The following is an 18,580-nucleotide window of genomic DNA, read 5'->3' as shown; positions in this document are numbered from 1 at the left end:
CGCACCATAATAGTGCGCCTTCTTCCCAAATTTAAAGCAAGCTAAGGTTGATTACCCAAAACTGTGCATTAAATGTTCAAGAAATCTTTCCATTGCTCTATAAGTGTCACAAAGTCTTCAAGACCACAGCTAGCCGTGCTTTCACTGTCATAGAATTCGAACTCACTTTCAAGCTCCTGTTCATAGCCATGTGACAAGATGTTTTCCTGAACCAATACCTCATCACCATGAATAATCACGCTAATTTCAGTACCAGTTAAAGTATGTTCTTGAGAAGGTGAAGAAAAAGATTGTTCAACCAACACTTCGACTTGATGGATTTTGGCGGGATCTTTACCAATTTCTTCCTGCAGCCAGCGACCTACAATCTCATGCCCCATGCTGCATTTTACGTAGTACTCGCCCATCAAAGTATTGCGGATGAATTCAAATTCCATCGAGATTGCCTTTTCGTATCAAATTGGTGCGGAGTATAACGAATTCGGTATGAATCCCCAAATGACTTGCACAACCAAACTTCAACGCGCCGCAACACATAGATTAGACATAAAAAAAGCACCTCTTTCGAGGTGCTTATTATTGGTGCATTTCGCTGCTGTACTTATGCCGGCTCTTGGAAGATAACCGTATCCGCTTTCTTAGTGTACTGATCCATCTTATGGAAGTTCAGGTAACGGTAGGTATCAGCGGCTGTCGCGTTGATCTTCGCCGCGTACTCCAGATACTCTTCCTTGGTTGGAATACGACCTAAAATTGCACCTACTGCCGCAAGCTCTGCAGAAGATAGGTAAACATTCGCGCCTGTACCCAGACGGTTCGGGAAGTTACGCGTTGAAGTAGACATAACTGTTGCTTTGTCTGCTACGCGCGCCTGGTTACCCATACATAGTGAACATCCTGGAGTTTCGATACGAACACCAGCACGGCCATAGATACCGTAGTAACCTTCTTCCGTTAGCTGATCGCGGTCCATCTTAGTTGGCGGAGCCACCCATAGACGCGTATCTAGCTGACCACCCCATTGCTCAAGCAGTTTACCTGCAGCGCGGAAGTGACCGATGTTAGTCATACATGAACCGATGAAGACTTCATCGATTTGTGTACCTTGAACGTCAGAGAGTAGACGAGCATCATCAGGATCGTTTGGAGCACATAGGATTGGCTCGTTGATTTCCGCTAGATCGATCTCGATTACGTGCGCGTATTCCGCATCCGCATCCGCTTCCATCAGCTCTGGGTTATCCAACCACTCTTGCATCGCAGTGATACGACGCTCGATAGTACGACGATCGCCGTAACCTTCCGAGATCATCCACTTAAGCATCGTGATGTTCGAGTTCAGGTACTCTTCGATTGACTCTTGAGACAGCTTAACGGTACAACCTGCAGCTGAACGCTCTGCTGACGCATCTGAAAGTTCAAACGCTTGCTCAACCGTTAGATGCTCAACACCTTCGATTTCTAGAACACGGCCAGAGAATTCGTTGATTTTACCTGCTTTCTCAACCGTCAACAGACCTTGCTTGATGCCGTACAAAGGGATTGCATGAACGAGGTCACGTAGCGTAATACCTGGTTGCATTTCACCTTTAAAACGAACCAAGATTGACTCTGGCATGTCCAGAGGCATAACGCCTGTTGCTGCTGCGAATGCAACCAGACCAGAACCTGCTGGGAATGAGATACCTAGTGGGAAACGAGTATGCGAGTCACCACCTGTACCTACTGTATCAGGCAGAAGCATACGGTTTAGCCATGAGTGGATAACGCCGTCACCCGGACGTAGAGATACACCGCCACGGTTCATGATGAAGTCAGGAAGTGTGTGGTGTGTGTTTACGTCAACTGGTTTAGGGTACGCCGATGTGTGACAGAAAGACTGCATTACTAGGTCTGCAGAGAAGCCGAGACACGCAAGGTCTTTAAGCTCGTCACGCGTCATAGGACCTGTTGTATCCTGAGAACCAACCGTCGTCATCTTAGGCTCACAGTAAGTGCCCGGACGAACACCTTCTACGCCACACGCCTTACCAACCATCTTCTGTGCAAGTGAGTAACCTTTGCCTGAATCAGCAACATCACCAGGCTTACGGAAGAAATCTGCAGGCTCTAGACCTAGAGATTGACGCGCTTTGTCAGTCAGACCACGACCGATGATCAGTGGGATACGACCGCCAGCACGTACTTCGTCGATAAGAACGTCTGTTTTTAGCTTAAACTCAGCCAATGTTTCGCCAGTTTCGTGGCTACAAACTTTACCTTCAAATGGGTAAACGTCGATAACGTCGCCCATGTTCAGTTTAGATACGTCAACTTCGATTGGTAGTGCGCCTGCATCTTCCATGGTGTTGAAGAAGATAGGTGCAATTTTGCCACCTAGAACATAACCACCAGCACGCTTGTTTGGAACGTTAGGGATATCATCACCCATGAACCAAAGCACTGAGTTAGTTGCCGATTTACGAGAAGACCCCGTACCTACTACGTCACCAACGTAAACAAGCTGATGGCCCTTAGATTGCAGTTCTTCGATCTGTTTGATCGGACCGATGCTGCCTGGTTGATCTGGGTTGATGCCTTCGCGCTCGTTCTTCAGCATTGCTAATGCGTGAACTGGGATATCAGGGCGAGACCAAGCGTCTGGTGCTGGAGACAAGTCATCGGTGTTAGTTTCACCAGTAACCTTGAATACAGTCAGAGTGATTTTTTCTTGTAGCTGAGGCTTAGACTGGAACCATTCCGCGTCAGCCCAAGATTGTAGAACTTGTTGTGCATGCGCGTTGCCTGCTTTTGCTTTCTCTTCCACATCGTAGAAAGCATCAAACATAAGCAGTGTATGAGATAGCGCTTTTGCTGAAATTGACGCTAGAGCATCGTCGTCCAGTAGGTCTACTAGAGGCTCGATGTTGTAACCACCTTGCATAGTACCTAGCAACTGCGCCGCTTTTTCACGGCTAACTAACGGAGAAGAAACTTCACCTTTTGCTACTGCAGTCAGAAAACCAGCTTTAACATAAGCGGCTTCATCAACACCTGGTGGAATTCGGTTCTCTAGCAGGTCAAGAAGGAACGCTTCTTCACCTTGAGGGGGATTTTTAAGAAGTTCCACAAGGCCAGCAACTTGCTCAGCGTCTAGTGGTTTAGGTACAACTCCTTCGGCAGCACGCTCTTCGACGTGTTTACGGTAGGCTTCAAGCACGACTTTTTCCTCTCATTGCGGTTCCTCCTCTATTATTACTATTTTTAAAGTAAAGGAGTGAACATCCTTGGAAACTTGGCTCTCCATTGCCCTTGTTTTCATTCAATTATGATTGAGAAACAGCGCCGTAGAGGCCAAACTGTGGGCCAAATAATAGCAAATTTAACCTTCAATTAAAATCTCATCATTTTGACCAACATAGCAACTTACGACTAAAGTTCTGCTAATTTTGAGCAAATATGCTGAGGCTATGCCTTTTTTTAGCAATTAATTAAACGAGGTTCCTACGATTAAGTACACAGCCTCCAAGTTCTGCTCTGTACGACCGTAAGACAACATTATAGGCCCGATTGGGGAATCGACACCAAAAAATACCGAGCCGGCATTATACAGTGGCGCTTCATTTAAATTGAGGTCATTATCCGACCATACTCCGCCATACTCTACGGAAGCCCCTATATATACCGGAGCTTCGAACAATCCGAAGTCATTATCGAACCATTTATAGCGGTAGACCAGACTGCTAAAGAATAAATCCTGACCAATCAGGCTGTTTCTCGGAATCCCCGAAAGGTTTAAAAAGCCGCCGAGCTCTCTCGGATCGAGTGGTATGGTTGAGTTTTTGCTCTCTACAAAACTGTACTCGGCATGTCCGACTAAAGTATGACGCTGATGACTTACTGCACCTTTAAATCGGGCAGAAATTTCATACACTGTATCCTCGACTGATGACTCGGATTCCAAGAAGTTATCACCTTCCGGGCTTTTGTCATGAGAAACCAAATACTCCAAATCAACCAATAAACCACGAGTAGGGAAAGCAAAGTCATCAAGCGTGTCTAAACGATAACTCGCAAATACGCCGAGCCGGTCAAAATCCAGATTACCCGCCGATGCCAATGTAGAAAGCTCAATGCTGCCTGTTGAGTATCGGGCTCCCATCCGTAATTCTTGCCATAACGTGGGTTGAAGGCCAATAGAAAGCTCTGATGTAAAATCGCTGTACGACACAGGTAGGAAATCATCGACGGCACTAATATCTGGGTTCTGGAAGTCACTCAGCGGTAAGTTTCTACTTTCGTTACTGTAGGCCAGGCGTCCGGAAACGAAAAGCTGCTGGCTGGACATGACTGGCGAGTACAGTTCAGCTTCAATCAGCTTATCCGTACCCATTTCGACATTAAATGCCAGTTCTGCTCCATGTGAGTTTAGGTTGGTGAAATTGGTCGACAAGCCAATGCCATATTGGCTGTCAGTGTCAAAATCATCTTCAAGGAAAAATCGAAAGTTGAGGTAATTCGGGCCCCATGACTTTTCGTTGACGGTAAAAACTAATCGCGAGGAGCCATTTTCTTCTTCAAAGTGGTAAGTAATCAGTTCAAAGCGATCAAGCGCGTAGAGGTTTTCAACCGCTTTTTCTATTTCTTGCGTGGAGATTTTTCGCCCTGTCTCCAAATGCAGACGGTTGGTCAACAGTACATCACTGTAGTGAGTGTTATTGATGATCACGACGTCATCAACAACACGATCATCACCATAAACCAAGCCTTTACGGACTTCTTGTTTATGTTCAATGTAACCTTGGTAATCCGCACTGGATAAACTCAAACCTTCTAATTTCGAAGCCATCGTTTGAGTGATTTCATACCCTGACTGAAACGCCGATGGCATCTTATCAAACTCAACGGTTTCCATTTGGCCAACATTGGGACGAATATAGATATCTTGTTCATGAAGCGCTTCCACCTGCCCCTGAGTGCTGCGGCGGACAAGGTAATTGGAAAGCTGATCGGCGACAGTAAACAACCCGGTAAAGTCTTCTTTGGTTTTGTAATCAGTGCTGATATCTACGGCAATCACCACATCTGCACCCATTGCACGAGCCACATCAACCGGCATGTTATTTACTACGCCGCCATCCACCAGCATGTGACCATTTAACTCATATGGCGGGAGCGCGCCTGGCACAGACATACTGGCCATCATCGCATCCACCAAGTAGCCATTACCAATGACGACTTCTTCAAGGTCTAAGATATCCGTTGCGACAGAGCGATACGGAATGGCGAGTTCATCAAAGGAATCAAAACGCCCCAAATTACCGGTGCTTTCACGCAGGATACGCAGCATGTTTTGTCCTTGCACCACACCGGTTGGTGCTCTTACTTCGGTCAAGCGTAGCCCAAGATCGGTGTAAATCTGGTAACGGTCCTCATACTCTTTATCGCGAACTCGACGCTGGCTTCGGTCTACGCGATCTCGATAACCGCCGTTCCAGTCCACTGTGTAAATAAAGCTCTCAATCTCATCCGCGCTCATACCAGTCGCATACAAGCCGCCAACGTACGCGCCCATGCTCGTTCCGGTTATGATATCGACCGGAATGTGCATCTCTTCCAGTGCTTTCAACACGCCTATATGGGCGGCACCTTTTGCACCACCACCAGCGAGAACCACCGCGATTTTAGGTCGCGACGCAGAAGTCTCTTTCTGAGCCAGGGAGACTGAAGGCATAGTGATCAAAAAGAAGCTCAGCCAAAGCGCGAAGTAGCGAGTTAACGGGCTAAATGACAACTTTTTGAACATGCACTTTTCCTTTATCGAAATTCTGGCTACAGAAAGCATGCTGGCAATGGTAGTGAACCTAGCTTCCCAGCTTTTTCGCCCTAATATGTACTAAGAATTGGCCAGTGAAACAAGTTTATACTTACAGTTTAGCGATACTACCAGTTAAATAAATCATTAAGCCAGTTAGACTTTTTCTCACACTGCTGCTTTACCTGACCGGTTTTATCCCAAACTGGCAGTTTATATTCGCTACGGCAATTCATTTCCAACCCACCTTCGGCTGTTTGTTTGAACCCCAGCGTTGTCACTTCTCGAGGCCAGGGTAATGCTAAACGTTCAGGAATGCGCTGAGACAAATATTCGGCATACACGCGTAAAGCGCCACTCGCTCCAGTTAGGTTGATTGGTTTATTGTCGTCACGCCCAAGCCAGATAGTGGTCACTTCTCGACCGTCTACGCCCACAAACCAACTGTCGCGGGTATCATTACTGGTCCCTGTTTTGCCAGCCAATGCAGCCCAAGAGAATTGATTCTGCAAATAGCGCCCCGTTCCTTGAGCAACACCTTGCTTCATCGCGTAAGTGGTGAGCCAAGCCGCTTGTTCATCAACCTCACGAGAAGAGCGAGGCAGTGATTGGTACAGAACATTTCCTTCCATATCAATGACTGAGCGAAGTGCTGTTAATCTGGCTCGTTTGCCTGAGTTTGTCAGAGTCTGGTACATCTGAGCTACCTCAAGCGGCGTCAATGAAAACGCCCCAAGGAACATTGAAGGCACTGGGCGGATTTCATTTTTGCTCACGCCCAAACGCTCTAACGTATCCGTCACCTCAGGAATGCCTAGCTCCATACCCAAACGCACGGTTGGTACATTAAGCGACTTCGCTAACGCAAGATAAAGTGGAACATCGCCACGATATTTACGATCGTAGTTACGTGGTGTCCAAACCGTACCTTCACTTCCTTTCAGGCTTAACGGCGTGTCATGCAGCGTTGTACCCAGATTGTACTTTTCCGGTTGCTCAAGTGCCGTCAGGTAAATAGCGGGCTTCACCAAAGAACCGATAGGACGGCTCGCATTAAGCGCTCGGTTAAATCCATCATAACCTGTTCGTTTCCCACCAACCATCGCACGGATTTCGCCACTGTGACGGTCTACCGCAACCGCCGCCGCTTCGAGATCTTTACCGCCTCGCTTCGCCAACTCAGGGATCTTTTTCGCGATAGCTTTTTCCATTTTGCTTTGTGAAACCGGATCCAGTGAGGTGAAGACTCTCAGCCCCGTTTCCGCCTTAAAACGTTCACCGACTTTTTCTTTCAGCTCAATATTCAATTGCTGGAAGTAGGCAGGCTGACGACTGGCAATGCGCGGATTACTTTGCGTATCAAGTGTACGACTGGCTGCTTGATCATATTCTTGTGCCGTCAGTAGATTTTGTTGCATTAACAGACGTAGCACCAAGTCACGGCGATCTTTGGTTCGCTCTGGATAGCGAATAGGGTTGTAATAAGACGGCCCTTTGACCATGCCGACTAACATGGCAAGTTGATCGACGCGTAGCTCACTGATCGGCTGGCCAAAGTAGTAACGAGAAGCTAAACCAAAGCCATGGATCGCTTCACCACCACTTTGCCCTAAATACACTTCGTTTAAATACGCTTCCAGAATACGATCTTTGCTGTAGCGATAATCCAGAATCAACGCAATATAGGCTTCACGTAGCTTTCGCCACAATGTTTTGTCTCGGGTTAAAAACAGGTTTTTCGCCAACTGCTGAGTCAGTGTACTGCCGCCCTGGACCGTGCGGCCAGCCTTAATATTAGCCACAAGCGCGCGCCCAATGGCCAGCGGAGAAACCCCGTCATGTTGATAGAAGTTTCGATCTTCAGTAGCCAGTAGCGCATCCACTAAAATTTCCGGGAACTGGTCTCGGCGTAAAAACAGTCGTTGCTCATCCTGATCTTTCTCCAGCATACCCAGCATCTTAGGTTCAAGGCGCAAATAGCCAAGATCCCCTCTGGATTCCAAAGACTGAATGCGCTGTAAACCACCGTCAGAGAAATGCAGCATCACGTGGCGATCTGGTTCAGGGCCATCGGCGAATTCAAATGGACGACGAATTAATTCAATGCGAGTAGAAGACGAAGAATATTCCCCCGGATAACGCGGCGTGCTCACCTTTCGATAGCTGAGTACATCTAGTTCATTACGCAGCTCTTTGATAGAGATATTTTCACCCGGACTCAAATTCAGGATTCGTGCGTAAACAACGGTTGGCAGTTCAAATAGCTGGCCATCAAAACGCTCTTTTACCACGCTATCTAAATAGATCCCGATAAACAACAATACCGCAGCCAGCGCAATACTCGATTTCCAGCCAAACGACCACAACGTTTTCAACCACGAACGTTTACCATTGTCCGGCTTTTTACCCGAAGTACGTTTAGTACGTGTTGCCGTACTTTTCGCTGCTGTTTTTTTCTTCGCAGGCGCTTTTTTTGTGCTTGGCTTTTTACTGTTAGTCATTATTCAATTGTCTTTTGGTTTTCGTTGTCGCTACATGGTTTGCAGGATCGTCTGGCCAAACGTGTTTTGGGTAGCGCCCTTTCATCTCTTTTTGCACGTCTTTATAACTGCCTTTCCAGAAGGCCGCGAGGTCGGTGGTCACTTGCAGTGGACGCTTCGCTGGAGAAAGTAACTCCAGCACTAAAGGTTTACGCCCTAAAGCAACGGTTGGCGATGTGCTTTCGCCAAAGACTTCCTGCATTCTGACTGATAACACAGGCTCATGACCGTATTGATATCGAATGCGTTTTTTTGTTCCGGTCGGTAGCTGGTAGTGTTCTGGTAGCCACTCATCTAGATTTTGATTTAACGGCCAGCCTAAACGCGCATTTAAGGCTTCAGTCAGATTGACCTTACTCAGCTCTTTTACCGACGAGACGGACGCCATGTACGGTTCTAGCCACTCTTCTAACGATTCAAGTAAACTCGCTTCATCAAAACTTGGCCAAGGTTGCTCTGGAAGCCACTCTATTGCACAGCGAATGCGCTCAAGCAAGCTTTCTGCTGCTGGCGTCCAGTTTAAACTGCTCACCCCCTGACGGCGGACATAAGTGAGTAAAGCTTGTGTCATTTTTTCTTTGCCCGGACTCGGTAACGACTCACACCCTATCACCAACTGACCGAGTTTTTGTTGCCGCTGCGCGATTAAACGCCCTCTTTTTTCATCCCAATCCACCAGTTCTTTAGATGAAAATAGCGACTTAAACGTGGTTTGCAGTAAGTTGACGTCCAATTCACACGCCAAATGAATTTGACTCGAATTGGAATGTGAACGCATAAGATCAATCGTGACTAAATATTCACTGGCACCTAACGTATCGTCGGGGCGACATTCCGCACCATGACCATTCGATAACGTGAATCGACCATATTGCTTATTTCGTTGGTGAGAGATGCGTTGCTGAGCAATACGATCCGGGAACGCCAGGCTCAACACCAGTGACAGCGCACTCTCATCGACATCAGTAACGGAAAAGGCACCATCCAGCTTGTTAGACAAAGATTGCGCGCGTTTAAGCAACAGCGACCTTTTCGGATGTGTTCCTTTTACCCAGCGATGCAAGCTATGAGCAATATTGGTGACGTTTCTTTCTGGCTCTTCTATAAGGGCGACCGCTGCAAGCGCAGTATTTAACATCTTCTCACTGTGCTGCGCAGATTTAATCAACATAGCCGCAGCGCGAGGCTCAACACCGAGCTCATGCGCCTGCCTGCCGTCAGCCGTCAATTGACCTTGCTCAGTTAAAAGCCCAAGTGAAACTAACAGTTGCTTGGCCTGATTCAATGCAGCTTGAGAGGGAATATTGAGCCATTTTAGGTCCTGAATATCGCTCGCGCCCCAGAACGCTAACTCCATAACCAAACTCGCCAGATCAGAATGCAGAATTTCCGGTTGTGGCACCGTTGGTTGCTGTTTGAACTGACTTTCAGAATAGAGACGGACACAAATCCCCTCTTCTATTCGGCCTGCTCGCCCCATACGCTGAATTGCAGAAGACTGGACAATACGTACCTGCTCAAGACGGGTGAGGCCATTTTTTAGATCAAAACGCGCAATACGCTCTAAACCAGAATCCACAACAAGGCGAATGCCTTCAATCGTCAGGGAGGTTTCGGCGATGTTGGTTGCCAGTACGACTTTACGTTTACCCTTTGCCGCCGGAGAGATCGCTTTTTGCTGCTCAGCAAAACTAAGCTGGCCGTATAGTGGGCACACTTCGACCTCCGTTGGCAAATGCGATAAGCGTTCTTCAACCTGCTTAATCGCCGCCACACCGGGAAGAAAAGCCAGTAAAGAGCCGGATTCTTTATTGATCAAGCTCTCAATCGTTTTGGCCATGACAACAGGAAGATGATCATTAACGGCCAAAGGAGCATAGCGCGTTTCAACAGCAAAACTGCGCCCTTTTGATTGAATAAAACTCGCTTCGGGTAGCAACGCTTGCAAAGCATCTTGATCGAGCGTTGCCGACATCACCACCAGCTTGAGATCATCACGCAGCGCTTCCTGAACTTCTAAACTGAATGCTAATGCGGTATCGGCATGAATACTACGTTCATGAAATTCATCAAAGATTAGTAGATCGACGCCATCCAGTTCAGGGTCGTTTTGGATCATGCGCGTCATGATCCCTTCTGTCACAATCTCCAGTTGCGTTGCAGCGCTTACCTTTGTCTCGCCGCGAACACGATAACCAACTCTCTGTCCAACTCGCTCCCCTAGTTGTTCAGACAAATACCGAGCGATATTTCTGGCAGCCAATCGTCTTGGCTCCAGCATAATAATTTTGCCAGTGACCAATTGGTGCTTAAGTAGTTGGAGAGGAAAGTAAGTCGACTTACCCGCGCCCGGAGCGGCTTTTAGGATGACCTGATGTTGATTTTCGACCGCCGCAAGTAGCTGAGGCATCACGGATTCAATCGGCAGTTGTGACAAAGGAAATACCTTGTGATGTAATGATGGTAATCATTGTACATAAAAACGCGCCCGTCTAAATAAGCAAATGCATTTCGAACCCGCTTTAGAGTCAGCGACTCTACTCAAACGCTATAAACGCTTTCTTGCCGATATTGAGCTTGATAACGGTGAAATTCGCACCATTCATTGTGCCAACACAGGCGCGATGACTGGCTGTGCCACACCTGGTAACAAAGTTTGGTACTCAACATCCGATAACCCCAAGCGTAAATACCCTAATAGCTGGGAGCTCAGTGAAACCAATCTCGGCCACCGTATTTGTATTAATACCGCACGTGCCAACCAACTCGCGGTTGAGGCAATTGAAAACAACGTTATTTCAGAGCTTTGCGGTTACGACACGCTTCAAACCGAAGTGAAATATGGTAATGAAAATAGCCGAATTGATATCTTGCTCAGCGCCAGCGATAAACCAAAGTGCTATATAGAGGTAAAAAGCGTCACTCTTCTTGATGAAACTCACTCAGATGGGCAAGGATACTTCCCCGATGCTGTCACCACCCGAGGACAAAAACACCTGAGAGAGCTCACAGAAATGGCACAAAATGGAAGTAGAGCCATACTTTTATTTACTGTTTTACATTCGGGTATTGAAAAAGTATCTGCGGCACACCATATAGACGCAAAATATTCACAATTACTCAAACAAGCACAAGACGCTGGAGTCGAAGTTCTCTGCTATAAAGCTGAACTAAGCTGTACTGACATATCGCTAATTTCCGCTGTAGATTTCATCAATTTAGAGAAAAAATGATGTTATCTTCACATTGACGATAAGATTGCAAATCAGTATTTGCCTGCACCGCCTCTTTTTGCTATAGATACCCGCCTTAAATAGACTGCGAAGCAGTTGACTAGGTGTAAGTAGGAGATGCTGTATGCCAGAATCAAAGAAAAAAACGATTGGCATCCTAGCCATTGCAGGCGTGGAGCCATATCAGGAAAAACCTGGTGAAGAATACATGTCACCAGAGCAGGTTGAACACTTTACGAAAATCCTAACGGCTTGGCGTGATCAACTAAGATCTGAAGTGGACCGTACTGTTCACCATATGCAGGACGAAGCAGCAAACTTCCCTGATCCAGTGGACCGCGCCTCTCAAGAGGAAGAGTTCAGCCTAGAACTGCGTAATCGTGACCGTGAGCGCCGTTTGATCAAGAAGATTGAAAAGACGTTAGACAAAATCGAAGAAGATGACTTCGGCTTTTGTGAGTCTTGTGGCGTAGAGATCGGCATTCGCCGTCTTGAAGCACGCCCAACTGCCGATCTTTGTATCGACTGTAAAACACTTGCAGAAATCAAAGAAAGGCAGATGCAAGGCTAATCACCACGCATTTTGATGATGGAAGGGAGCTCTGGCTCCCTTTTTGTTTTGGCTTATCTGTTCGAGATTCACACCCATGACAAGCTATGTTGGCCGATTCGCCCCATCTCCTTCAGGGCCACTGCATTTTGGCTCACTGGTCGCCGCCCTTGGTAGTTATTTTCAGGCAAAAGCCAACCATGGAGCATGGTTAGTTCGCATAGAAGACCTCGATCCTCCAAGGGAAATGCCCGGCGCAACACAAGCCATTCTGCAAGCACTGCAAGCTTACCAATTACATTGGGATGGCGAAGTGGTTTACCAGAGTCAGCGTCATCATCTCTACCAGGCTCAAATAGATACTTGGCTAGAAAATGGTGACGCGTATTATTGCCAGTGTACACGCAAGCAAATTAAGCAGCATGGTGGGTTTTATCCGGGCACTTGCCGAGATAAAAACTTGAAAGAAGGCGCAATACGCCTAAAAATGACCAAGCCTATCGCCAGTTTCAGCGACCTGAAACATGGAACCATAAAGATTCCTGAGCAGCTGGTTAATGAAGATTTCATTATTAAACGCCGGGATGGATTATTTGCTTATAATCTTGCGGTAGTATTGGATGATATCGACCAAGGGGTGACTGAAGTGGTTCGTGGCGCTGATTTAATTGAACCGACTGGGCGCCAAATCAGCTTGTACCAAATTCTAGGGCAACCCGAAGTCAGTTACTTGCACTTACCCTTGGCGATAGATAACAACGGCAATAAACTGTCGAAACAAAATCACGCGACGGCTATTGATATTAACAATCCGAAGCCTGCACTACTAAAAGCGATGACGTTTTTAGGCTTTGATATACCAGAAGAAATACGAGCCTCAGCTATTGAGAATATTCTTCGCTGGGGCTGCGAGAACTGGCAGTTAGAACAGCTACCAACAGAGATCGAAATCACAGCATGATTCTCAAATGGCGCTGTGTAGTGCTATCATTAGCCGCAAATCTGCCCGAGGGCACCAAAACTAACCAAAGCAAAATTGGATTAAACCCAGTTATTGCCAGATGCACATGAATACAAACGACTATACACCAAGCGAACCTGCCACAATCCCAGAGCTCGCTCTCAATGTAATAACTCGTGAAGAGCACAACATTTCGCGTAAGCAGATCAGTGACAATGCACTGAAGGTACTGTACCGCCTTAATGGTGCTGGTTTCGATGCTTTTCTTGTGGGTGGCGGGGTTCGAGATTTACTGCTTGGACAGAGACCAAAAGACTTTGATATTGCGACCAATGCAACACCAGAGCAAATCAAACAGCTATTCAGAAACTGCCGCTTGATTGGGCGTCGTTTCCGCTTAGCTCACATCATGTTTGGTCGAGACATCATTGAAGTCGCGACCTTCCGTGGCCACCATCAAGAGCAGAAAAACAAAAGTATTTCTCAGCAATCAAAAGAAGGCATGCTGCTACGCGACAACGTGTACGGCACCATCGATGAAGATGCAGAACGCCGCGATTTCACGATCAACTCGATGTACTACAACATCGCTGATTACTCGATTCACGATTATGCCCGTGGTATCGAGGACTTAGAAGATCGTCTGATTCGCCTGATCGGTGATCCAGAAACTCGCTACCGTGAAGATCCGGTACGCATGCTGCGTGCTGTTCGTTTTGCAGTAAAGCTTGATTTTGATATCGAAGAAGATACCGCAGCGCCAATCGAAGAGATGTCGACGCTATTGCGTGATATCCCATCCGCGCGACTTTTCGAAGAGTCGTTAAAGCTGTTGCAGTCTGGTCAAGGTTTAGAAACCTACCACCTGCTGCGTGAATACAACCTATTCCAACAGCTTTTCCCGACCATTGCTGAGCACTTCACTGAAGACTACTCCTCACAAACTGAGCAGATGCTGGATCTGGTCCTCGATTCCACAGACATGAGAATCGAAGATGGTAAACGCATCAATCCTGCGTTTATGTTTGCAGCGATGCTGTGGTATCCACTGTGTGCCGTCGCCGAGAAACTGATGGAGCAACGCCATCTGGGTTATTACGATGCCATCATGGAAGCCAGTAACATCATTCTTGATGAGCAAGTTCGCACTATTGCAATCCCACGACGTCACACTGCGACTATTCGCGAGATTTGGCAGCTGCAGTTACGCCTGCCACGACGCAACGGCAAACGCGCCTCACGCCTTATGGAACTCAACAAATTCCGTGCGGGATTCGACTTCCTTGAAATGCGTGGCGAAATTGAAGGCGGCGAGACAGAGAAGCTTGCCAAATGGTGGGAAACTTTTCAAAATGCAGGCCGAGAAATGCGCCAGGCAATGGCTGCCGATCTCGACGACCAAGCGCCGAAAGGCCAGCGTCGCCGTAAAACCTATCGCAAGAAAAAGAGTAAGCCTAAGTCATGATCACAGCGTACATTGCGGTAGGCAGCAACTTGGCTGATCCTGTCAGCCAAGCAAAACAAGCGATCGAAGCGCTAAAAACACTGCCTGAATCAAAATTTGTCAAAGCTTCGCAGCTTTACAGCAGCACGCCAATGGGGCCACAAAATCAGCCGGATTACATTAATGCGGTCGTGGCCATTGAGACCAATTTGACGCCTTTGCAACTGCTTGATCGCACCCAAGCGATCGAGCAAGAGCAAGGGCGTGTCCGTAAAGATGAACGTTGGGGGCCAAGAACATTGGATCTCGATATTGTACTTTACGGCAATGAGGTGATTAATTCCGAAAGACTGACTATTCCCCACTACGGAATGAAAGAACGCGAGTTCGTGCTCTACCCTCTTGCGGAAATTGCACCAAGTTTACAACTCCCTGATGGGACCGAGGTCTCTTCGTTACTGAATCAAGTAGATAGAAACGGCCTCAATATTTGGCAGTCATAGCCAACTCCTAGTAAGGATAAAACAATGAAAAAAATGACCATTAACGACCTGATTAAGTGCAAACAAGAAGGTCGTAAATTTGCTACTTCAACAGCTTACGATGCAAGTTTTGCCCAACTTTTTGAAAGCCAGGAGATGCCAGTCCTGCTAGTGGGTGATTCACTGGGTATGGTTCTGCAAGGCGAAAACGATACACTGCCTGTCACTGTGGAAGATATCGTATACCACACTCGTTGCGTTCGTGCTGGTAGCCCAAACTGTTTACTCATGTCTGACATGCCATTCATGAGCTACACAACGCCAGAACAAGCCTGCGAAAATGCAGCAAAAATCATGCGTGCTGGCGCTAACATGGTTAAGATCGAAGGCGGTGACTGGCTAGTTGATACCGTCAAAATGCTCACTGAGCGTGCGGTTCCTGTGTGTGCTCACCTCGGTCTGACACCTCAGTCAGTGAACATCTTTGGTGGCTATAAAGTACAGGGCCGAGACCAGGAAAACGCCGATCGCATGGTCAAAGACGCATTGGCACTACAAGAGGCTGGTGCTCAAATTATCCTTCTAGAGTGTGTTCCTGCAGCTTTGGCAGAGCGTATCACGCAATTGCTTGACGTTCCTGTTATTGGTATCGGAGCGGGTAATGTGACTGATGGTCAAATTCTAGTCATGCATGATATGTTTGGTATTTCTGCCAACTACATGCCTAAATTCTCCAAAAACTTTCTTGCAGAAACAGGTGATATGCGCAAAGCCGTTGCAAAATACATGGAAGATGTTGCAAACGGTGTATTCCCAGACGACGCTCATACCATTGCTTAGAGGATAAGTGAATGCAAACTTTTGCGGAAATTTCAGCGGTTCGTGAACAGGTAAAAACCTATAAGCGTGAAGGGCGTAAAATCGCGTTTGTCCCAACCATGGGCAATCTTCATGAAGGTCACTTAACGCTGGTTCGTAAAGCTCGCGAATATGCTGATGTTGTTGTCGTAAGCATCTTTGTTAACCCGATGCAGTTTGAACGTGCCGATGATTTAAGTAACTACCCGCGCACAATGGATGAAGACCTCAGCAAACTCACTGCTGAAGGGGTTGATCTCGTGTTCACTCCAACACCAGAGATTATCTATCCTGAAGGTTTAGATAAACAGACTTTTGTCGATGTACCGGGTCTGTCGACCACTTTAGAAGGTGCCTCTCGCCCGGGTCACTTCCGTGGCGTAACGACTATCGTCAATAAGTTGTTTAACATTGTCCAGCCAGATCTGGCTTGTTTCGGCGAAAAAGACTTCCAGCAACTTGCCGTGATTCGCAAGATGGTTGATGACCTGGCAATGGATATCGAAATCGTAGGCGTGCCGACCGTTCGTGAAATGGACGGGCTTGCAATGAGCTCTCGCAATGGGCTACTTACGCTTGATCAACGTCAGCGTGCTCCTGTGCTTGCACGTACCATGCGTTGGATCAGCAGTGCAATGCGCGGCGGGCGTGATGATTACGCGTCAATCATTGAAGATGCAAGTGATCAGCTTAGAGCCGCTGGTTTGCATCCGGATGAAATATTTATCCGTGATACTCGCACGTTAGAAGCGATCACCGCAGACACCACACAAGCCGTTATTCTGATGTCAGCATTTTTAGGAAATGTTCGTCTGATCGACAATCAAACCGTTGATATGGCAGTTGAAGCTAAAGATAATTCAGAATCGAGCGATGGCAATTCAAATGATGCCTAGTAAGCAAAAGTAAAAAGAAAAGGTCGACTTCGAGTCGACCTTTTTTATTGCAACTTCAACAATATAGTTTAAATATAGGTTAGGTGCGTAAGCCTTTACCTTTGGTCACTAAGTAATGCGCCACTGCATATAGCAAGACAACAAAAACACTCAGTACACTAAACGATGTCACGATGCCCACATCCGATACGCCTAAAAATCCATAACGGAATGCGTTGACCATATAGACGATCGGATTGATTTTTGACACCCCCTGCCAAAACTCTGGTAGCAGGCTAATCGAATAGAACACCCCACCTAAGTAGGTTAATGGCGTCAGAACAAACGTAGGGACAATAGAAATATCATCGAACGTCTTAGCAAAGATGGCATTGATTAATCCACCTAACGCAAACACAACCGAAGTCATAAATACGGTCAGGAATATAATTCCCCAATGATCCACATTCAAATCAACAAAGAATAGCGATACGAAAGTGACAAAGGTGCCAACCAACAAGCCTCGGGTAACTCCACCCATGACATAACCTGCAATAATGACATAGTTAGGAACCGGAGCCACAAGCAGTTCTTCGATATTTTTCTGCATTTTTGCACTGAAAAATGACGAAGCGACGTTTGAGTATGAGTTGGTAATGACCGACATCATGATTAAGCCAGGAACAATGTATTCCATATAACTAAATCCGTTCATCTGACCGATACGCGAACCAATAAGATTACCAAAGATGATGAAATATAAGCACATAGTAATCACTGGCGGAACTAAGGTTTGTACCCAAATACGCGTAAAGCGATTGATCTCTTTACCCAGCAAACTGACAAAAGCAGTCCAATAAATATGATACATACCGTTTCCTTAACTCTGCTCGCGAACAATACGGACAAACAACTCTTCCAAGCGGTTAGCCTTATTACGCATCGATAGCACTCTTACGCCTTGCTCAGTTAACTGAGTAAACACATGGTTCAAGCCTTCCGATTTCTCAAGCTCAATTTCCAGCGAGCCGTCTTTGACGGTTTGAGAAATGACGCCATCAAGAGGCTGAAGACAGCTTTCGTTTTCAACGTCGAGCACAAATGTTTCGACTTGCAGCTTAGATAACAAGCCTTTCATCGTGGTGTTCTCAATCAGCTCCCCGCGATTAATAATACCGATGTTGCGACAAAGCATTTCCGCTTCTTCAAGGTAGTGAGTGGTCAGAATAATCGTGATGCCTTGAGCGTTAATCTTTTTAAGGAACTCCCACATTGAACGACGCAATTCGATATCCACGCCAGCCGTTGGCTCGTCGAGGATCAGTAATTTTGGTTCATGCATTAGCGCTCGGGCAATCATGAGTCGACGTTTCATGCCACCAGATAGATTACGAGCGGACTCTGAACGTTTGTCCCATAGGTCAAGTTGAGTCAGGTACTTCTGTGCACGCTCTTTTGCAACCGCTTTTGGTACGCCGTAGTAACCGGCTTGCTGAGTAACGATTTGCTCCACCGATTCAAATTGGTTGAAGTTAAACTCCTGAGGAACCAAGCCTAAATTTTGTTTCGCCAATTCAAGATCAGTATCGATGTCGTAACCAAAGACTTTGGTGGTTCCGGACGTTTTATTGACAAGCGAAGCGATAATACCGATTGTGGTTGATTTCCCTGCCCCATTTGGGCCGAGAAGCGCGTAAAAGTCACCTTGTTTAACTTGTAGACTGATGCCTTTTAACGCCTCAAAGCCGCCTGCGTACGTTTTACGTAGCTGTTCGATTTCTAATGCGTACATAGCGTAGTTGATGCCGTCTGTTGTAATTCGTTATTGCGGATACCAAGTGAG

14 protein-coding genes are annotated in these 18,580 nt (G+C 46.8%); 7 read left to right on the top strand and 7 right to left on the bottom strand.

Annotation, left to right across the window (positions count from 1 at the left end; translation table 11 throughout):
• Positions 1-68: 68 nt before the first annotated feature.
• The 5 genes from OO774_RS02930 to hrpB all read right to left on the bottom strand — a co-directional run bounded on the left by OO774_RS02930 (position 69) and on the right by hrpB (position 10,771).
• The gene (locus OO774_RS02930; RefSeq protein WP_264904509.1) at positions 69-437 is read right to left on the bottom strand and encodes a YacL family protein; all 369 of its coding nucleotides are present in this window, start codon (positions 435-437) and stop codon (positions 69-71) included.
• A gap of 164 nt (positions 438-601) precedes the next feature.
• A complete protein-coding gene (gene acnB / locus OO774_RS02925) occupies positions 602-3,199 on the bottom strand; it encodes a bifunctional aconitate hydratase 2/2-methylisocitrate dehydratase (RefSeq protein WP_264904508.1) in 2,598 nt (865 codons plus the stop codon).
• Positions 3,200-3,466: 267 nt separating this feature from the next.
• A complete protein-coding gene (locus OO774_RS02920; protein WP_264904506.1) occupies positions 3,467-5,785 on the bottom strand; it encodes a patatin-like phospholipase family protein in 2,319 nt (772 codons plus the stop codon).
• Positions 5,786-5,922: 137 nt separating this feature from the next.
• On the bottom strand, positions 5,923-8,295 hold the full coding sequence (mrcB, locus tag OO774_RS02915) for a penicillin-binding protein 1B (RefSeq protein ID WP_264904504.1): 2,373 nt from the start codon (positions 8,293-8,295) through the stop codon (positions 5,923-5,925).
• The gene (gene hrpB / locus OO774_RS02910) at positions 8,288-10,771 is read right to left on the bottom strand and encodes an ATP-dependent helicase HrpB (RefSeq protein WP_264904503.1); all 2,484 of its coding nucleotides are present in this window, start codon (positions 10,769-10,771) and stop codon (positions 8,288-8,290) included. Before hrpB ends, mrcB begins: the two co-directional genes overlap by 8 nt.
• Positions 10,772-10,838: 67 nt before the next feature.
• On the opposite strand from hrpB, the gene sfsA reads away from it, so the two are divergent.
• From sfsA to panC, 7 genes are all read left to right on the top strand, one after another.
• Positions 10,839-11,567: a DNA/RNA nuclease SfsA gene (gene sfsA, locus OO774_RS02905; RefSeq protein WP_264904502.1), complete on the top strand. Its 729-nt coding sequence runs from the start codon at positions 10,839-10,841 to the stop codon at positions 11,565-11,567.
• 124 nt (positions 11,568-11,691) lie between these two features.
• The gene (gene dksA, locus OO774_RS02900) at positions 11,692-12,138 is read left to right on the top strand and encodes an RNA polymerase-binding protein DksA (protein ID WP_264904501.1); all 447 of its coding nucleotides are present in this window, start codon (positions 11,692-11,694) and stop codon (positions 12,136-12,138) included.
• A 76-nt stretch (positions 12,139-12,214) separates the two neighbouring features.
• On the top strand, positions 12,215-13,078 hold the full coding sequence (gene gluQRS / locus OO774_RS02895) for a tRNA glutamyl-Q(34) synthetase GluQRS (RefSeq protein ID WP_264904499.1): 864 nt from the start codon (positions 12,215-12,217) through the stop codon (positions 13,076-13,078).
• 100 nt (positions 13,079-13,178) lie between these two features.
• On the top strand, positions 13,179-14,543 hold the full coding sequence (gene pcnB, locus OO774_RS02890; protein WP_264904497.1) for a polynucleotide adenylyltransferase PcnB: 1,365 nt from the start codon (positions 13,179-13,181) through the stop codon (positions 14,541-14,543).
• Positions 14,540-15,025 carry a 2-amino-4-hydroxy-6-hydroxymethyldihydropteridine diphosphokinase gene (folK, locus tag OO774_RS02885; protein ID WP_264904495.1) on the top strand — a complete coding sequence of 162 codons (486 nt, stop codon included), beginning with the start codon at positions 14,540-14,542 and terminating at the stop codon, positions 15,023-15,025. Before pcnB ends, folK begins: the two co-directional genes overlap by 4 nt.
• 24 nt (positions 15,026-15,049) lie before the next feature.
• Entirely contained in the window at positions 15,050-15,844 is a 795-nt protein-coding gene (panB, locus tag OO774_RS02880) for a 3-methyl-2-oxobutanoate hydroxymethyltransferase (RefSeq protein ID WP_264904494.1), read from the top strand.
• 11 nt (positions 15,845-15,855) lie between these two features.
• A complete protein-coding gene (gene panC, locus OO774_RS02875; RefSeq protein ID WP_264904493.1) occupies positions 15,856-16,758 on the top strand; it encodes a pantoate--beta-alanine ligase in 903 nt (300 codons plus the stop codon).
• Between the two features lie 79 nt (positions 16,759-16,837).
• Here the strand turns inward: panC and OO774_RS02870 are convergent, their stop codons facing one another.
• The gene (locus tag OO774_RS02870) at positions 16,838-17,608 is read right to left on the bottom strand and encodes an ABC transporter permease (protein WP_264904491.1); all 771 of its coding nucleotides are present in this window, start codon (positions 17,606-17,608) and stop codon (positions 16,838-16,840) included.
• Positions 17,609-17,617: 9 nt separating this feature from the next.
• On the bottom strand, positions 17,618-18,529 hold the full coding sequence (locus OO774_RS02865) for an ABC transporter ATP-binding protein (RefSeq protein ID WP_264904490.1): 912 nt from the start codon (positions 18,527-18,529) through the stop codon (positions 17,618-17,620).
• Between the last annotated feature and the right edge of the window lie 51 nt (positions 18,530-18,580).

The organism is Vibrio sp. STUT-A11, assembly GCF_026000435.1.
Lineage (GTDB): Bacteria > Pseudomonadota > Gammaproteobacteria > Enterobacterales > Vibrionaceae > Vibrio.
The sequence above is the reverse complement of the archived record's forward strand: the minus strand, read 5'-3'. Positions and strand labels throughout refer to the sequence as shown.